Here is a 14,805-nt window from a genome sequence, read left to right as displayed (position 1 = left end):
CTTCCTTTCCTAGAGACTAGTTTAAGTGTATCAAATTATGAAAAAGAGTGAAATGGAGGAGGTCCGTATGTGGAATTATGAAGCAGAAGAAGCAAAAGCTGTCATCGTTATTGTGCATGGTGCAATGGAATATCACGGACGTTACGAAGCTATTGCAGAAATGTGGAATCATATTGGTTACCACGTCGTGATGGGGGACCTTCCGTCACATGGGACTACTTCAAGAAATAGAGGACATATTGATTCATTTGATGAATACATAGAGGAAGTTAAATTATGGGTGAAAGAAGCAAGAAAGTATAGGTTACCTATCTTTCTATTTGGTCATAGTATGGGCGGTCTTATCGTCATTCGTATGATGCAAGAAACGAAGAGAGAAGATATAGAGGGTATTGTATTAAGTTCACCATGTTTAGGTGTAGTAGCTGGACCTTCTACTCCGCTTCAATTTGCTTCAAAAATATTAAATGTTGTCGCTCCAAAATTGCAATTTGCAACGAATCTTACGGTGGAAATGTCAACAAGGAATCATGAAGTGAGAGATGCGATGGAGAATGATTCATTGTTCTTGCGCAAAGTATCAGTACGTTGGTATAGTGAATTGATTAAGTCTATCGAAATTGCTCATAAAAAAATAGACGATTTTCCAGATGTTCCGCTCTTGCTAATGCAAGCATGTGAGGATAAACTTGTAGATAAAACACGTGTCCGCATATGGTTTGATAATGTTAAAATAAGTGATAAGGCATATAAAGAATGGCCAAATTGTTATCATGAGTTATTAAATGAGTATGAGCGTGATGAAATTTTGAATTATATTCAGTCATTTACTGAAATGCATGTCAATAATATAGTAAAAACAAACAAATAAATCATTATTTGTACATTTAATAGAGGAGATGAAGGAAGAAGTGAACGTACCGAGTAATCCCATAACGCTCATGGCGAAAGTATACCGTGATGTGTTTCCGGTTGTACACCATGAGCTAGCGATGTGGAAAGAGCGTGCCTACCATATTCCGAATGATGAGCTTCATAGTCAGGCAATCGCAAGTATTGAGCATAAAACGTTTCATTGCGAGGGTGGTGGCATTTTAGCGCTATTAGCAAATGAACACCGAGAGGAATGTATTCGTTTTATCGTAGCGTATCAAACGATCAGCGACTATTTAGATAATTTATGTGATCGCAGTACATCACTTGATCCGAATGATTTTGCCGCGCTACATGAATCGATGGTAATGGCATTATCGCCTGAAGTGGAAGGTGGCGGTAATTATTATCGTTATCGTGATGATCAAGATGATGGTGGTTATTTAGATGAACTTGTTGAAACATGCCAAGATGTTTTAAAGAAAACGAAGCACTATGACAAAATTGCTCCTATTCTTCATGAACTTGCTTGTTATTATTGTGATTTACAAATTCATAAACACGTGAAGTTAGAAGAAAGAGAACCACGCTTGAAAACATGGTTTGAAGCACATAAAGAAAACTTACCTGAGATGAGTTGGTTTGAATTTTCGGCATGTGCTGGTTCTACGCTTGGGATTTTCTGTCTTGTAGCATATGCATTTCATGATGAATTACATGATGAAGATATTGCGAAAATTAGACAAGGATATTTCCCTTACGTACAAGGACTTCACATTTTACTTGATTATTTCATCGATCAAGAAGAAGACCGCATAGGCGGGGATTTGAATTTCTGCAGTTATTATGAAAATGAGCAAGCTATATTAGATCGTATGAAACATTTTGTAGAAGAAGCAGAGAAGAGCATTGGTGATCTGCCTCATGCGAAGTTTCATCGTCTTATAAGCCGAGGATTACTTGGTATTTATTTATCAGATCAAAAAGTATCAGCACAAAAGAATATGCACAAAATGGCACGGCGCATTGTAAAATACGGAGGTCTCACTTCACGATTCTTCTATTGGAACGGGAAGATGTACCGAAAGAAAATGGCGCAGTGACGAAGAAAACCACTCATGTAGAGTGGTTTTCTTTTTATTATGATCGTATTTTTGAAAATACATATATAAGAAGTTCAATCGCAAAAATAACTAAAACAGATAGTCCAAATAAAGGCATGAGAGTGCCTAGTATAACCATCAGGATAAAGAAAATGAATATGCTTTTCTTATCTCTTTGCTTTGGCGGTGCTGCTAATTTTCCTTTCGGCTTTCTTGCTAACCACATTTTTACCCCGTAATAAACAAGGAGTAATAAAGATAATGTCGTTAGTAAGCATAATATTTTATTTGGCCATCCGAATAAATGTCCTTCGTGAAGCGGGATACCGTAAGTGAACCATTGTGCAAGTAATCCATAATCACGATAGTCCGTTTTTGAAATGAGTTCTCCGCTATATTGATTAAAGTAAGCTGTTATTTCTTCATTTGGTGCGACATGCATACCTGTAATACCAGAACCGCTTGATTTCGAAACGGTGAATACACCTTTCGGATTAGTTGGTAATGAGATAACATACGGCTTTTTTATTTCAATTCCTTTTTGTAATTCATCGATAGAAATTGCTTTTGGCTCACTCGAATTAGATTCAGGAGGGGCTTCTTTTCTTGTTGCCCACGGCAATTCTTTTACCTTTGATTCAGGTGGTGTCATATATAATTTTGGATATCCGAGCGATTCATTAGAAGATGCGATTTTATAAATTTGGTTACCCATAAATCCTGACCACGGCAATCCAGATGCGACTAGCAAAACGAGAGGGATTGTAAATATAATACCGATAAGAGAATGACGTCGTTTTGCTTTTTCTCGTTTATTGGATGACGGTGTGTTTTTGAATTGGCGTATACTCATATACAACCCAGTTATAATTAAAAAGATGGTCCAGCATGCCGCAAGCTCTACAGTATAGTTGACAACAGTACCACCGACTAAAAGAGAACTATGTAATTCCCTCATTATATTCGCGAATGTTTCACTTGCGTTTTGATCCCCAACAATTTGATTATTGTTATCTAAATACACATATTTTTGTTGCCCAGTATATTCATTTGCAATGGTAAGTCTCGTATTATAATCCCCATTAAACTCACTAATTTTCGCCACGCTATAATGTGGATATTTTTTCTCTGTTAAGAAAAGCGAATCAGCCATCGAAATAGATTCTGTTTGGGCGCTCTTCCCAAAATATAAATCTTTATAGATGAAATCTTCAACCTCTTCCCGAAATAAATACCCAATCCCGCTCAGTGACAAAGTAATAAGAAGCGGCGTAATAAAAAGCCCAGCATAAAAATGCCAACGCCAAAAAATGTAATGAAGCGAACGATTTACTTTCATACTTTCAGTTCCCCTAACCTTCCCTATATGAATAGATTACTCATTTAATATAGCGAGATTAAGTGTGATTACTTTGAAAGAATTGTGAAGAAAGTTAAAAGTTTTTAGGATTTTCAACAAACATAAAACACATTTCAAAAGGAAGGCATTCAATGTTTATGAATGTTTCTTCTTATTTGATACATGCATTTCAACAACCGCTTTTGCAAGACATTGCGCGGAATCAACAAAATCCTCATTCGCTACAACATTCAAATCAGTACATGCGATAATTGCGGTATCTACTTCATCTTTTAACTGTACAACGAGCGCATTCCATAATTCTCGAGCTGCTTCAACTTCTCCAGATTTAATACAAGTAATGATTTGACTAATCATTTCCTGCCATCTTTCATGATGAATGTATTCTATATTCCGTTTTGCAATCCCGGCTTGATAAATACCAGCTTTAATTGTCGCTTCTGTTGCGAGAAGAGCGACTCTTTTTGCAGTTTCAGGAATTGCTTTTAACGTCTCATCGACTATATTCAAAATCGGAATAGAAAGAGAACGCTGTAATTCCTCGAAATAAAGATGCGCCGTATTGCACGGCATAGCGATAAATTCTACGCCAGTACTTTCAAGTTTTTGTGCCCCTTCAATAATCGCTTTTTTCATTGCTTCGTGATCAATAGGGCGATCCATGTAAAACGGTGTTGGGCAAGAATAAATCATCATATGAGGAAAGTCCATATCATGCTTTGCTCCGTATATTATTTGGCACGCTGCTACAACTGTATCGACAAATGGCCCAGTTGATTTTGGTCCCATTCCTGCTAGTATTCCAATCATTGGTCTGTCTCCTTTAATATGTAATTAAAAACGTTTTTTGCGAACGACAAATAGAAATATAGTAAGTAATAAAAATGAATATACGATAGCCCAAGCTGTGAGCCATAGCGTGTGAGTAAGTATATTATATTTGTATTGTCCAAGCGTTAGAAAGCTTTCGACAGGTGGTAAAAACCATAGTAACTCTTTTTTAAACCGGATTGAGGCGATCGTTATAAGTAATATAAATGTAAGGCTAAGCCAAGCGGTGCTTGCTTTTGGAATAATATTTCTAGTAAATAAAGTTGCGATTGAAATTCCTAGTATAGAGAAAGACATGTGAGCGAGAAATCCAACTAAAAATAAAGAAATTCTCATTTCTTCATTAAACATTTGCAGGATAATTGGGTAGATTACGGATATAAAAGATAACACAGTACAAATGAGAAGAGCCGTAATATATTTACCAACATATAGTGTGGAAATATTATTTGTATGTGAAATGGTGATTTGTTCTTGTACAGGGTCTTCCGTATGGAAAATCGTAACCGTAATCCAGGCGGATAATAAGTAAAGTGCGAGTGCTGTTTCTAAGTATGTCGGTACAATAGGAGTCGGTTTATATGTATATACAAAAAGTAAGCTCACAAAGTACATCGCGATAGGAGGGACGTACTTATATGATTTTGTATAGTCGAGAAAATGGTAACGAATAAGAGCAAACATAATAAACCTTCTTTCGATTTAAAAGTTAGGTTGTAGCAGTGTAATAGATGCTTTTTTATGTAATAAAAACTGAAGCATTTCGTTTGTATATTCTTTTTCGATTTGTAATTGAATAAGGTTTTGATTTGAATTGTGTGAAACGTGTATAAATCCTAATTGTTTCCGTAGTTCTATCGCTGAAAATGTTTCGTGAACGATTGCTTCAATATAGACTTGTTCTGCTCTTTTTTGCACAGAGATATCCTCCGTGATTGTATGATTTGCTAACGTCACAATTCTATCGGCGAAGTTTTCTAGTAGTTGCTTTTCGTGACATGTGAAGAGTATAGATATGCCTTGTTGTTTTAATGAGAGTAAAATATGTTCTAATTCTTGCTGAGAGTTAGGATCGAGCCCAGAAAGCGGTTCGTCTAAAATTAATAAATGGACGTCTGTAAGTAATGCTTGCATAATGCCAGTTTTTTGTTTCATACCTTTTGAAAAGTTTCGTACAACGGAATGTCTTGCATGATGTAAATGAAAAGATTTAAGAAGCATCGGAATTTTATCTTTTAAATATTTTGTTGATAAATCGTGAATGTGGCCGAGATGATATAGATAATCCTCTAATGTAAAACGAATCCCTTCAGGAAAATGTTCAGGTACATAGCCAATTTGTATATGTTCTTTTCTTTGAAGTGTCCCTGCCGTAGGTGAAATAAAACCTGCAATTATTTTGAGTAGAGTACTTTTTCCAGTCCCATTCCCGCCAATAATAGCGAGTGCCTCTCCTTCTGGAATGGATAAATCAATGTTGTCTAGTATAAGTGATTTGCCGTACTTCTTTTGAATTCCCCTTAGTTCTACTAGCAAAGTTCTATCCTTCTTTCTTTCAATAGTGTATACATCCATTATATAGGAGAATAACAAAAAGACGTGCAATGAGTGCACGTCTTTTTTTGTTATGTTTTGTCGAATCGTCGATATATCGAAAAAATCGTTGATATATTATCGCTTCTCAATCGCCACAATAAATGGTGGATTATTTTGCTGGTTAATGAAGCCATATCGCAGTACGTGAGCTTGTTTTTGATCTAGTTCTTCTGCAAATTTGAGAACAGCGTCGCGTTCTACTTGTCCTTCTGGATGTCCGTGATAAATGACAAGGACGATGATTCCTTCAGGGGCCATTACGTCAAGTAATTGTTCAATCGCCGAGATTGTTGAGTTCGGTTTTGTAACGATATGTTTGTCACCGCCAGGAAGGTAACCTAAGTTGAAGATAGCGCCTGTTACTTTTCCTTTTGCATCTTCTGGTAATACGGATAAAAGCGTATCGTGACTATCGTGAACTAAAACAGTACGTTCGAAAAGATTCTTTTCTTTTAAACGGATAGTGGAGCTTTCAATTGCTTCTTTTTGAATATCAAATCCAAATACTTTTCCGTTATCTCCAACGATTTCAGCTAGGAAGCAAGTGTCATGACCATTTCCAAGTGTTGCATCTACAGCGTAATCGCCTTCTTTTACTGCCGTTTGCAGAAGCGAGCGAGCAAACGGTAATACGCGTTCTAATTTCATTTTTGTTTCTCCTCATTTGCATATTTTCCTTGCCAGCTTCCGCGGCGTACAAATTCTGCATCGATGGAATTTAATACTTCCCATTTATTTAAGCTCCACATTGGACCAATCATTAAATCAGGTGGACCGTCACCTGTGATGCGGTGAACAATCACGTCTTCTGGAATGATTTCAAGTTGGTCAACAACGAGACTTACGTAATCTTCAAGAGAAAGGAATTCTAGTTGTCCTTTTTCATATTGCTTCACCATTGGTGTTCCTTTTAATAAATGAAGTAAATGAATTTTAATTCCTTGTACGTCAAGCTTTGCTACTTCACGGGCTGTTTCCATCATCATGTCGTAATCTTCAAGTGGAAGACCGTTAATAATATGAGAACAAACTCTAATGCCGTGTTTGCGTAATTTATTTACGCCTTCAACGTAAGAAGGGTAATCGTGAGCACGGTTAATCAGATTTGCAGTCCGTTCATGGACAGTTTGTAATCCGAGTTCAACCCAAAGATATGTGCGTTTATTTAAGTCCGCTAAATATTCAACGACATCGTCTGGTAAACAATCAGGACGAGTCGCAATAGAAAGACCGACAACGTCTTTTTCAGCTAGAAGCGGTTCGAATTTTTCTTTTAACACTTCAAGTGGTGCATGTGTATTTGTGTATGCTTGGAAATAAGCGATACATTTTCCGTCTTTCCACTTTGAGCGCATTTTTTCTTTCATTTCATGATATTGCGTTATAACATCATCGCGTCGATCACCAGCGAAGTCACCAGATCCAGCAGCACTGCAAAATGTACAACCGCCATAAGCAACTGTACCGTCACGGTTCGGGCAATCGAAGCCAGCATCTAGTGAAACTTTAAAGATTTTTTCACCAAATTCATTTCGTAAATGGTAATTCCATGTATGATAACGTTTATTGTCGTTCGTATATGGAAAAGGGTTTTGAATCTTCATTACTTTCCCTCCTAAGACGAGTCAAAATGAAACAAAATCCATTATAACATACTCATAAGGTTCATATGGAAGGGACACACTAAAGGGGAATTGAAGCAAGGAGGGACAATTATGGCAGAGCGTCAATCACTTGAATCGTATATTACACAAGCGGAACAAGCGGTGGAATATGCGAAAGAACAATTAGATCTTGGTATGAGACAAGAGCATTACAATACGATGGAGTATTCAGATGCGCAGTTACAATTAGAGCAAGCATATAATGATTTACAAACGATGCAACAACATGCGAATGACGAGCAACGTGAGCAATTAAATAGAGCACGTATGGCAATTCGCCAATTGCAACATCAAATGATTATTACACCGCACTAATAAGGAGTGAATGTAATGGCGAAACGTTCAGATCAAAATAACCCAGAGCAAAAAACGCAAAATGGGCATAACGCTGAATTTTCAAATGAGCTTGATCCAGTTGTGCAAGTGAAACAGCGCAATAGTAAAAAAGGACAACCGCAAAGATCAAAGCAATCAGAGTAAACCAGGTCGAAATACGACCTGGTTTCATTTTGTTATATTACAATAATGTAAGATTTCTGTAAGGTTTGTCGATAGTTATAACCCAGCTTCTCCAGTAGAGTAAGGAAGGATTAAATTTTGGACAAGGAGTTGCTTTATGGGGAACAATATTACAAACAAACGAATTGATGAGTTAGATTACATTCGTGGCTTCGCACTACTGGGGATTATTTTAGTAAATATTCTTGCACTACTTAATATTAAAATTCCAGATCCTAATACAGTAGATGCAAGTTATCAAAGGTTTCTATACTTATTTGTAGAAGGTCGTTTCTTCTCAATCTTCTCATTCTTATTTGGAGTAGGATTCTATATCTTTCTTACGAGAGCAATTGCGAAGGGGAAAAATGGATATGTTCTATTTTTACGTCGTTTAGTTGCACTATTTATTTTCGGTTTGATTCATTACATGTTCCAGCCTGGAGAGGCATTAACGTTATATGCAATTTGCGGGTTAATCGTTTTACCGTTTTATAAAGCGAAAAAGCAAGTGAACTTAGTAATTGGTCTTATTTTGACAATCGCCTTTAGTGTAATGGGTGTTAAAGAACTATTACCACTCGGCTTAATTTTATTAGGTCTCGCTGCAGGACAATATCGTGTATTTGAAAATCTCAAGGAAAACATAAAGAAAGTCGCTATTTTTACAGGCGTTATGTTTATTTTAAGTGTCGTAGCTGTATGGTATCAATACGGACACGTGCCTGCTGCTCCATTTGTAAATATGATACTTATGAATGAGGACGGGACGATGGATGCTGCAGGTCAATTTTTAAAAATTGGTGTTACAGTTGGACCAGTCATTTCAGCTTTCTATGTCGGGGCATTAATTTTACTACTTCAATTAAAAACAGTTCAAACATTGTTAGCACCACTGAAGTACTATGGTCGTATGGCGTTAACAAATTATATCGGACAAACTGCAATGATTTTAATTGCAGGTAGTGTATTTAACTTTGCAGGAAACTTAACGTACATGCAGACACTATACGTATGTATCGCAATTTATGTAATTCAAATTGTGTTTAGCGTAATTTGGATGAAAATCTTTAAGATGGGTCCACTAGAATGGATTTGGCGTGTTATTACGTATTGGACGGTAACACCTTTAAAGAAATAAAGTGAAACTTTAATCAGTGGGGGTTTTCTTCATCCCCCACTGATTATTAGTTGAACCAATCGGACTTTTATGGGCAGTTGATCCCCCACCTAACTTCTTTGCTTTCGCTGAATTTTGAGGTGGGGGTCTTACTGCCCATTAAAGCGGGATAAAGAGAGCAGTGGGCTGTTTCTTTTGAGGAACAGCCTATTTTTATTGTCATCTTTTGTCAGTAAGTCGATATATTTTGAAAATCGCTCATAAAATTTCATTTACCAATGAAGTTGATCAAAAAGAAAAAACGAACCTTACACGCGCCTATTTTTTATCTTACAAAAGTGTAAGGTAATTGTAATGTTAACAAATAGCAGTTCACCCCCAAAAGGCGCAAAATAGGTAATGGAAAAACAAGCGTAGGAGGATATATATGACGAAACCAGTTGTAGACGTGAAAAACGTTCAAAAAGTGTACGGTAAAAAAGGTGAGAATCAATCACACGCGTTAAAAGGTGTTTCATTCTCGATTCAAGAGGGTGAGTTTGTTGGGATTATGGGACCATCTGGTTCTGGTAAAACGACATTATTAAATGTAATTTCAACGCTTGATAAAGCAACGGGCGGCGTTGTTGAAATTGCAGGTACGGATATTACGAAAATGAAGCAAGGTGAGCTTTCAGATTTCCGTTCACAAAAGTTAGGATTTATCTTCCAGGACTTTAATTTATTGGAAAATTTATCTATTTATGAAAACATTGCACTTCCACTATCTCTTCAAGGGGTTTCATCACGTAATATTGGACCAAAGGTCGAGAAAGTAGCGGGGATGTTAGGAATTACAGAAATACTTCAAAAGTATCCATCTGAAGTATCTGGTGGACAAAAGCAACGTTCAGCAGCAGCTCGCGCTTTAGTACATGAGCCGGCAATTATTTTAGGGGACGAGCCAACAGGAGCGCTTGATTCTAAAAATGCAGCAAGTTTACTTGATGCGATGACAAATTTAAATCAAGATCAAGGCGTATCTATTATGATGGTTACACATGATCCTTACAGTGCAAGTTACTGTCAGCGTATTTTATTCATTCAAGATGGTGAGTTATATAAAGAAATTCATCGCGGTGGTACACGTGAAGAGTTTTATAAAGAAATTTTAGATGTGCTTGCAGACTTAGGTACACAAAAAGCGTAAGAAAGGAGGTCTAGTACATGTTATTCAAACTTTCCATGTCAGGGCTAAAAAGTAAGCTGAAAGATTATATTGTCTTACTTGTTGGTCTTGTCATGTCGATTTCAATTTTTTACATGTTCCAAACGTTAGCGCTGAATAAAGCATTTCTAGAATCCAATTCAGTTATTAAATCTATTGGATTCGTATTCCAAGCAGGATCATTTTTATTAGCCATTATAACGTTCTTCTACATTTTATATGCGAACTCTTTCTTATTATCTCTTCGTCAAAAAGAGTTTGGTATGTATATGATGTTAGGAGCAAAAAAGCATAAAGTTACATTACTTATGTTTATTGAAACAATCGTATTAGGTGCTGCGTCTCTTGCGATTGGTATTATAGTTGGTGTAGGACTTGCAGAAGGTATCGGACAATTATTAATGAAACAATTAGAATTTGCTGGTGAAGGTTATAAATCGTTTTACCTTCCATCTATGACAGTTACTTGTATTTTCTTCTTTGCACTATTTGTATTATCAGCAATTATGAATAGTATTAAGTTATCACGTATTTCTGTATTGCAGCTGGTACATGCAGATGCACAAACAGAGCGTGTTGCGGTAAAAGGAAAAATGACAGGTTTAGTTGCATTCCTTGCAGTTATTTTATTAGGCATTGGATATGCAGCTATGATGAATATGGAAACATTAAGAGAGATGGGAATTCTTATTGCATTAATTACAACAACAGCTGGTACTTACATGCTATTTGGATCACTTCTCCCGGTTATTATTAAAAAGTTAAAGAGTAATAAAAAGCGTAGTGAAAAAGGGCTTAATGCTTTTACATTTGCACAATTGAACTTCCGTATTAATAGTTTAACGAAAGTACTTGCGACAGTAGCGATGTTAGTAGCGCTTGGAGCTGGTGCGATTTCAGGTGGTATGGCGTTTAAAAATAACGTTATAAAAATGGTAGATGGTTTAGTAATCTATGATTCAGTAGTTCATAATCCAACAGCTGAAGAAAAGAAAATTTTAGACGGTATTACATTTAAAGAGAAAAGCGAATATCGTTACAAAGTTGATGATAAATACGTTTACTATGTAAAAGAAGATTTAGAGAAAAATCGTCCTTTAGTAAAAGATATGACAAAGATGAAGTCTATGAAGGATTTAGTAAATACGAAAAAAGCTTCAGAGGAACTACCGGTAGGTGCAGTTTCTAGAGAGATGAATCAAAAAGATGCGAACGCTAAAGAACTTTCAGCGGAATGGATAGATGCTTTTAGTACAATCCATCCATATTATTTATACAATGATCATGCAATTAAAATTGTAGATCAAAAAATGTACGATGGGATAAATGGTAAAGAAGGTATAGCATTTATCGGAAAAACAGATGATTTTTTAACATATAAAAAAGAATGGAAAAAACTTGACGAGTTGCAGCTAGATAAATATAAAAATGTAAAAGCTGAACAAATGGATAGTAAATATCAAGCGTATAGTGGGTTCTACGGCATTGCGAGTGGAACAGTATTTATGGGATTCTTCCTTGGAATTGCGTTCTTAGCAATGATGGCAAGCTGTCTTATGTTTAAAATTCTTTCTGGTGCATCAAAAGATATTACGCGTTATCAAATGCTTCGTAAAATCGGTGTGCGTCGTGAGTTATTAACGAAATCGATTTATAAAGAGTTATTCTTAGTATTCTTATTCCCGGCAATTGTGGGTATCGCTCACGTATTAGTTGGTATGAATATTTTCGGATTTATTTTAATCGATCCGTACTTCCGTATTTGGGTACCAATCGTAATTTTCGTAGTTATTTATGCGATTTATTACTTCATTACAGTTCAATTGTATAAAGGAATTGTTCTTCCTAAGGAAGATTGATAAAAAACCGAGCGAAATTGCTCGGTTTTTATTATTTTCAGAAAAAACACTTTAATGTTACTGAAATATATAATATAATGTAAATAAGTAACGTAAAATAAAAGTAGAAGCAGCTGGATAAGGAAAGGAGGAATCCAATCTATAGAAAGAAGCTGAACTTTTATCCCCTATTTCTTTTCTAACCACAACGTATTTGTACAATCGTAAATTTCCAAATTGAAAATTGCTTGGATCACAAAAGTATATTGTGAAAATGATGGATAATACATGGAAATCTCATAGCATGATAAGGTAAAATGGACAACATGATGAGAAAATTACCGTTCATAAGATGAGGAGATACATGTATGGAAGTTGTAGAGGCATTAAAAGATATAAACCAAATTGAGGCTATGAAAAAATATTTAAAAGAGCACTCCCAGCGAGATTATCTTTTATTTGTTATTGGAATTAACACAGGATTGAAAATTACAGAACTACTTAGCATGAAATTTGAAGATGTATTACATGAAGACGGAACTGTTAAAGAGTTTTATTCTCTTCCTGTGAAAGATGAAAAATTTAAACAAGATATTTATTTAAATACAAAAGTAAAAGAAGCGCTTTTAGATTACGTACAATCTATTGGCGTTAAAAGAGAAAATTACGTATTTCAATCTAATAAAACGCCAAATTCAATTACGCGCCAACAAGCGTATCGTGTAATTCATAATGCTGCAGAAGCAGTTGGAATTGTTGGTAAGATCGGAACGAATTCAATGCGAAAAACGTTCGGATTTCATGCGTACAAAAGAGGGATAGCGATTGCGCTATTGCAAAAACATTTTCATCACGCGACTCCATCAGAGACGCTAAAGTATTTAGGTATCTCAAAGGATGAGACATTTAAAACAGAGATTGATGTCGATTTATAAAAGCCGTAACTAAAAAATTTAGGAGGCGGAAAATATGAATATTAGAGAGAGTGAACTGCCGGGTATTGGATGTAAGTTTGAAGTGATTACAAAAGGTAATGAAAAGATGGTTATTGTTATTCATGATGATGGGCGAAGAGAACTGTATCATTTTGATGCTGATCATGAGGAGAGTATTTCAAGTGTCTCTCTTCGTGATTCCGAAGCGAGACAAATTGCGGCTATATTGGGCGGAATGGTATATAGACCACAAGCTTTAGATACGATTGAAATGGCTTTTGAAGGATTATCAATTGAGTGGTTTAAGGTAGAAAATAATGCACCAGTCGTACAAAAAACAATTGGTAGTTTACATGTCCGAAACACATATAACGTAACGATCATTGCCATTTTGAAAAAGAATATGAAGAAGTTCTTTAATCCAGGTCCAGATTCTATCATTGAAGCTGGCGATATGCTCGTATTATCAGGTGAAAGACATGAAGTGAAAAGAATTATTAATGAGTTGCTTTCGGTAGGAGGGGATTCATAATCGATGGATACTTTAATCTTTGAAGTTGGAACTGCGTTAATATTAGTCGCTTTTGCAGCTATTCTCGCTGCAAAGTTAAAGTTCTCGATTATCCCGTTTCTCATTATACTCGGTATGCTAGTGGGGCCTCATGCCCCAGATTTAGGGCTTATCGATTTAAGGTTTATTGAAAGTGGAGAAGTTATTTCCTTCCTCGGCCGTGTTGGCGTTATATTCCTCTTATTCTATTTAGGCTTAGAATTCTCAATTAAAAAATTAATTAAATCAGGAAAATCAATTGCTTTTGGGGGAACTGTTCATATATCGCTTAATTTTATATTAGGTTTACTTTACGGATATATAATGGGTTTCCCCTTATTAGAAACATTAATTATTGCTGGGATCATAACAATTTCATCGAGCGCAATTGTTGCGAAAGTAATTGTTGATTTAAGAAGATCTGGTAATAAAGAGACGGAGCTAATTTTAGGCATCATTATGTTTGATGATATCTTTTTAGCGGTATATTTATCAGTCGTTTCAGGGTTAGTACTCGGAGGGGCAACGTCATTTGTAGGTGCTCTTACATCGATTTTAATCGCAGTAGGGTATATGTTACTATTCTTTGTAGTTGCTAGAAAAGCTACACGATTTTTAAATAAAATATTAGATATTTCGTCCAATGAAATTTTTATTATTGTAATATTCGCTATTTTATTCTTCGTAGCAGGATTTTCCGAAACAATTCATGTCGCTGAGGCGATTGGAGCTTTATTATTAGGACTCGTTTTTTCTGAAACAGAGCATAGTGATCGAATTGAACAGCTCGTTGTTCCGTTTCGTGATTTCTTTGGAGCTATATTCTTTTTCAGCTTCGGTTTAAGTATAGACCCATTTTCACTTGGAGGAGCAGTATGGTTGGCATTAGGAGCAGTTTTCATTACTCTTATCGGTAATTTTACCGCTGGAATGGTTGCGGGACGTAAAGCTGGTTTATCTCATAAGGCTTCTACGAATATCGGTTTAACACTTGTATCACGCGGAGAATTTTCTATTATCGTCGCGAATATTGGAATTGCGGGCGGCTTAATGGCAACGATTAAACCATTCTCAGCCTTGTATGTTTTAATATTGGCATCGTTAGGACCTTTATTAACGAAAGAATCTGGGAGAATATATTCCTTACTAGACAAAATATTTAAATGGAGCGCTAAAGAAAGTGCGAAGCGAGAAAAAGAAGTTGGATAATATATAAATGAGAGAAGACTG

The 14,805-nt window shown here is 35.9% G+C and carries 16 protein-coding genes; 10 read left to right on the top strand and 6 right to left on the bottom strand.

What is annotated here, in order from left to right; translation table 11 throughout:
• Window positions 1-67: 67 nt before the first annotated feature.
• Together COK05_RS11310 and COK05_RS11305 are read left to right on the top strand one after the other, a co-directional pair.
• Complete coding sequence (locus COK05_RS11310; RefSeq protein WP_098612657.1) at window positions 68-871, top strand: alpha/beta hydrolase; 804 nt, start codon at window positions 68-70, stop codon at window positions 869-871.
• Between the two features lie 40 nt (window positions 872-911).
• Complete coding sequence (locus COK05_RS11305) at window positions 912-1,976, top strand: tetraprenyl-beta-curcumene synthase family protein (protein WP_141539031.1); 1,065 nt, start codon at window positions 912-914, stop codon at window positions 1,974-1,976.
• Window positions 1,977-2,013: 37 nt separating this feature from the next.
• On the opposite strand, the gene COK05_RS11300 is transcribed toward COK05_RS11305, so the two are convergent.
• The 6 genes from COK05_RS11300 to COK05_RS11275 all read right to left on the bottom strand — a co-directional run bounded on the left by COK05_RS11300 (window position 2,014) and on the right by COK05_RS11275 (window position 7,367).
• Complete coding sequence (locus COK05_RS11300) at window positions 2,014-3,315, bottom strand: PepSY-associated TM helix domain-containing protein (RefSeq protein ID WP_098612655.1); 1,302 nt, start codon at window positions 3,313-3,315, stop codon at window positions 2,014-2,016.
• 156 nt (window positions 3,316-3,471) lie between these two features.
• Entirely contained in the window at window positions 3,472-4,146 is a 675-nt protein-coding gene (locus COK05_RS11295) for an aspartate/glutamate racemase family protein (RefSeq protein ID WP_098612654.1), read from the bottom strand.
• 24 nt (window positions 4,147-4,170) lie between these two features.
• Window positions 4,171-4,851: an ABC transporter permease gene (locus COK05_RS11290; RefSeq protein WP_098612653.1), complete on the bottom strand. Its 681-nt coding sequence runs from the start codon at window positions 4,849-4,851 to the stop codon at window positions 4,171-4,173.
• An 18-nt stretch (window positions 4,852-4,869) separates the two neighbouring features.
• Window positions 4,870-5,703 carry an ABC transporter ATP-binding protein gene (locus COK05_RS11285; RefSeq protein WP_098612652.1) on the bottom strand — a complete coding sequence of 278 codons (834 nt, stop codon included), beginning with the start codon at window positions 5,701-5,703 and terminating at the stop codon, window positions 4,870-4,872.
• A gap of 135 nt (window positions 5,704-5,838) precedes the next feature.
• Entirely contained in the window at window positions 5,839-6,411 is a 573-nt protein-coding gene (locus tag COK05_RS11280; protein WP_098612651.1) for a class I SAM-dependent methyltransferase, read from the bottom strand.
• On the bottom strand, window positions 6,408-7,367 hold the full coding sequence (locus COK05_RS11275) for a TIGR01212 family radical SAM protein (RefSeq protein WP_098612650.1): 960 nt from the start codon (window positions 7,365-7,367) through the stop codon (window positions 6,408-6,410). Before COK05_RS11275 ends, COK05_RS11280 begins: the two co-directional genes overlap by 4 nt.
• A 111-nt stretch (window positions 7,368-7,478) precedes the next feature.
• Here COK05_RS11275 and COK05_RS11270 point away from each other — a divergent pair, with 111 nt between their 5' ends.
• The 8 genes from COK05_RS11270 to COK05_RS11235 all read left to right on the top strand — a co-directional run bounded on the left by COK05_RS11270 (window position 7,479) and on the right by COK05_RS11235 (window position 14,784).
• On the top strand, window positions 7,479-7,742 hold the full coding sequence (locus COK05_RS11270; RefSeq protein ID WP_000840865.1) for a YtzC family protein: 264 nt from the start codon (window positions 7,479-7,481) through the stop codon (window positions 7,740-7,742).
• A gap of 15 nt (window positions 7,743-7,757) precedes the next feature.
• A complete protein-coding gene (locus COK05_RS11265; RefSeq protein ID WP_001129345.1) occupies window positions 7,758-7,907 on the top strand; it encodes a hypothetical protein in 150 nt (49 codons plus the stop codon).
• 136 nt (window positions 7,908-8,043) lie between these two features.
• Complete coding sequence (locus COK05_RS11260) at window positions 8,044-9,066, top strand: DUF418 domain-containing protein (RefSeq protein ID WP_098612649.1); 1,023 nt, start codon at window positions 8,044-8,046, stop codon at window positions 9,064-9,066.
• A 406-nt stretch (window positions 9,067-9,472) separates the two neighbouring features.
• The gene (locus tag COK05_RS11255; RefSeq protein WP_088098076.1) at window positions 9,473-10,234 is read left to right on the top strand and encodes an ABC transporter ATP-binding protein; all 762 of its coding nucleotides are present in this window, start codon (window positions 9,473-9,475) and stop codon (window positions 10,232-10,234) included.
• A gap of 17 nt (window positions 10,235-10,251) precedes the next feature.
• A complete protein-coding gene (locus tag COK05_RS11250) occupies window positions 10,252-12,111 on the top strand; it encodes an FtsX-like permease family protein (protein ID WP_098612648.1) in 1,860 nt (619 codons plus the stop codon).
• A 347-nt stretch (window positions 12,112-12,458) separates the two neighbouring features.
• On the top strand, window positions 12,459-13,025 hold the full coding sequence (locus COK05_RS11245; protein WP_098612647.1) for a tyrosine-type recombinase/integrase: 567 nt from the start codon (window positions 12,459-12,461) through the stop codon (window positions 13,023-13,025).
• A 34-nt stretch (window positions 13,026-13,059) separates the two neighbouring features.
• Window positions 13,060-13,557: a cation:proton antiporter regulatory subunit gene (locus COK05_RS11240; RefSeq protein ID WP_098612646.1), complete on the top strand. Its 498-nt coding sequence runs from the start codon at window positions 13,060-13,062 to the stop codon at window positions 13,555-13,557.
• Window positions 13,558-13,560: 3 nt separating this feature from the next.
• Window positions 13,561-14,784 carry a cation:proton antiporter gene (locus tag COK05_RS11235; protein WP_098612645.1) on the top strand — a complete coding sequence of 408 codons (1,224 nt, stop codon included), beginning with the start codon at window positions 13,561-13,563 and terminating at the stop codon, window positions 14,782-14,784.
• Window positions 14,785-14,805 lie beyond the last annotated feature (21 nt).

Source organism: Bacillus cereus (genome assembly GCF_002567495.1).
Lineage (GTDB): Bacteria > Bacillota > Bacilli > Bacillales > Bacillaceae_G > Bacillus_A > Bacillus_A cereus_AQ.
This window is presented reverse-complemented; position numbering and strand designations above follow the sequence as displayed.

What these genes read in the sequence shown, in the direction of transcription:
- COK05_RS11310 (WP_098612657.1), top strand. Translation starts at nt 68, where the DNA reads ATGTGGAATTATGAAGCAGAAGAAGCAAAAGCTGTCATCGTTATTGTG.
- COK05_RS11300 (WP_098612655.1), bottom strand. Translation starts at nt 3,315, where the DNA reads ATGAAAGTAAATCGTTCGCTTCATTACATTTTTTGGCGTTGGCATTTT.
- COK05_RS11295 (WP_098612654.1), bottom strand. Translation starts at nt 4,146, where the DNA reads ATGATTGGAATACTAGCAGGAATGGGACCAAAATCAACTGGGCCATTT.
- COK05_RS11290 (WP_098612653.1), bottom strand. Translation starts at nt 4,851, where the DNA reads ATGTTTGCTCTTATTCGTTACCATTTTCTCGACTATACAAAATCATAT.
- COK05_RS11280 (WP_098612651.1), bottom strand. Translation starts at nt 6,411, where the DNA reads ATGAAATTAGAACGCGTATTACCGTTTGCTCGCTCGCTTCTGCAAACG.
- COK05_RS11275 (WP_098612650.1), bottom strand. Translation starts at nt 7,367, where the DNA reads ATGAAGATTCAAAACCCTTTTCCATATACGAACGACAATAAACGTTAT.
- COK05_RS11270 (WP_000840865.1), top strand. Translation starts at nt 7,479, where the DNA reads ATGGCAGAGCGTCAATCACTTGAATCGTATATTACACAAGCGGAACAA.
- COK05_RS11265 (WP_001129345.1), top strand. Translation starts at nt 7,758, where the DNA reads ATGGCGAAACGTTCAGATCAAAATAACCCAGAGCAAAAAACGCAAAAT.
- COK05_RS11260 (WP_098612649.1), top strand. Translation starts at nt 8,044, where the DNA reads ATGGGGAACAATATTACAAACAAACGAATTGATGAGTTAGATTACATT.
- COK05_RS11255 (WP_088098076.1), top strand. Translation starts at nt 9,473, where the DNA reads ATGACGAAACCAGTTGTAGACGTGAAAAACGTTCAAAAAGTGTACGGT.
- COK05_RS11250 (WP_098612648.1), top strand. Translation starts at nt 10,252, where the DNA reads ATGTTATTCAAACTTTCCATGTCAGGGCTAAAAAGTAAGCTGAAAGAT.
- COK05_RS11245 (WP_098612647.1), top strand. Translation starts at nt 12,459, where the DNA reads ATGGAAGTTGTAGAGGCATTAAAAGATATAAACCAAATTGAGGCTATG.
- COK05_RS11240 (WP_098612646.1), top strand. Translation starts at nt 13,060, where the DNA reads ATGAATATTAGAGAGAGTGAACTGCCGGGTATTGGATGTAAGTTTGAA.
- COK05_RS11235 (WP_098612645.1), top strand. Translation starts at nt 13,561, where the DNA reads ATGGATACTTTAATCTTTGAAGTTGGAACTGCGTTAATATTAGTCGCT.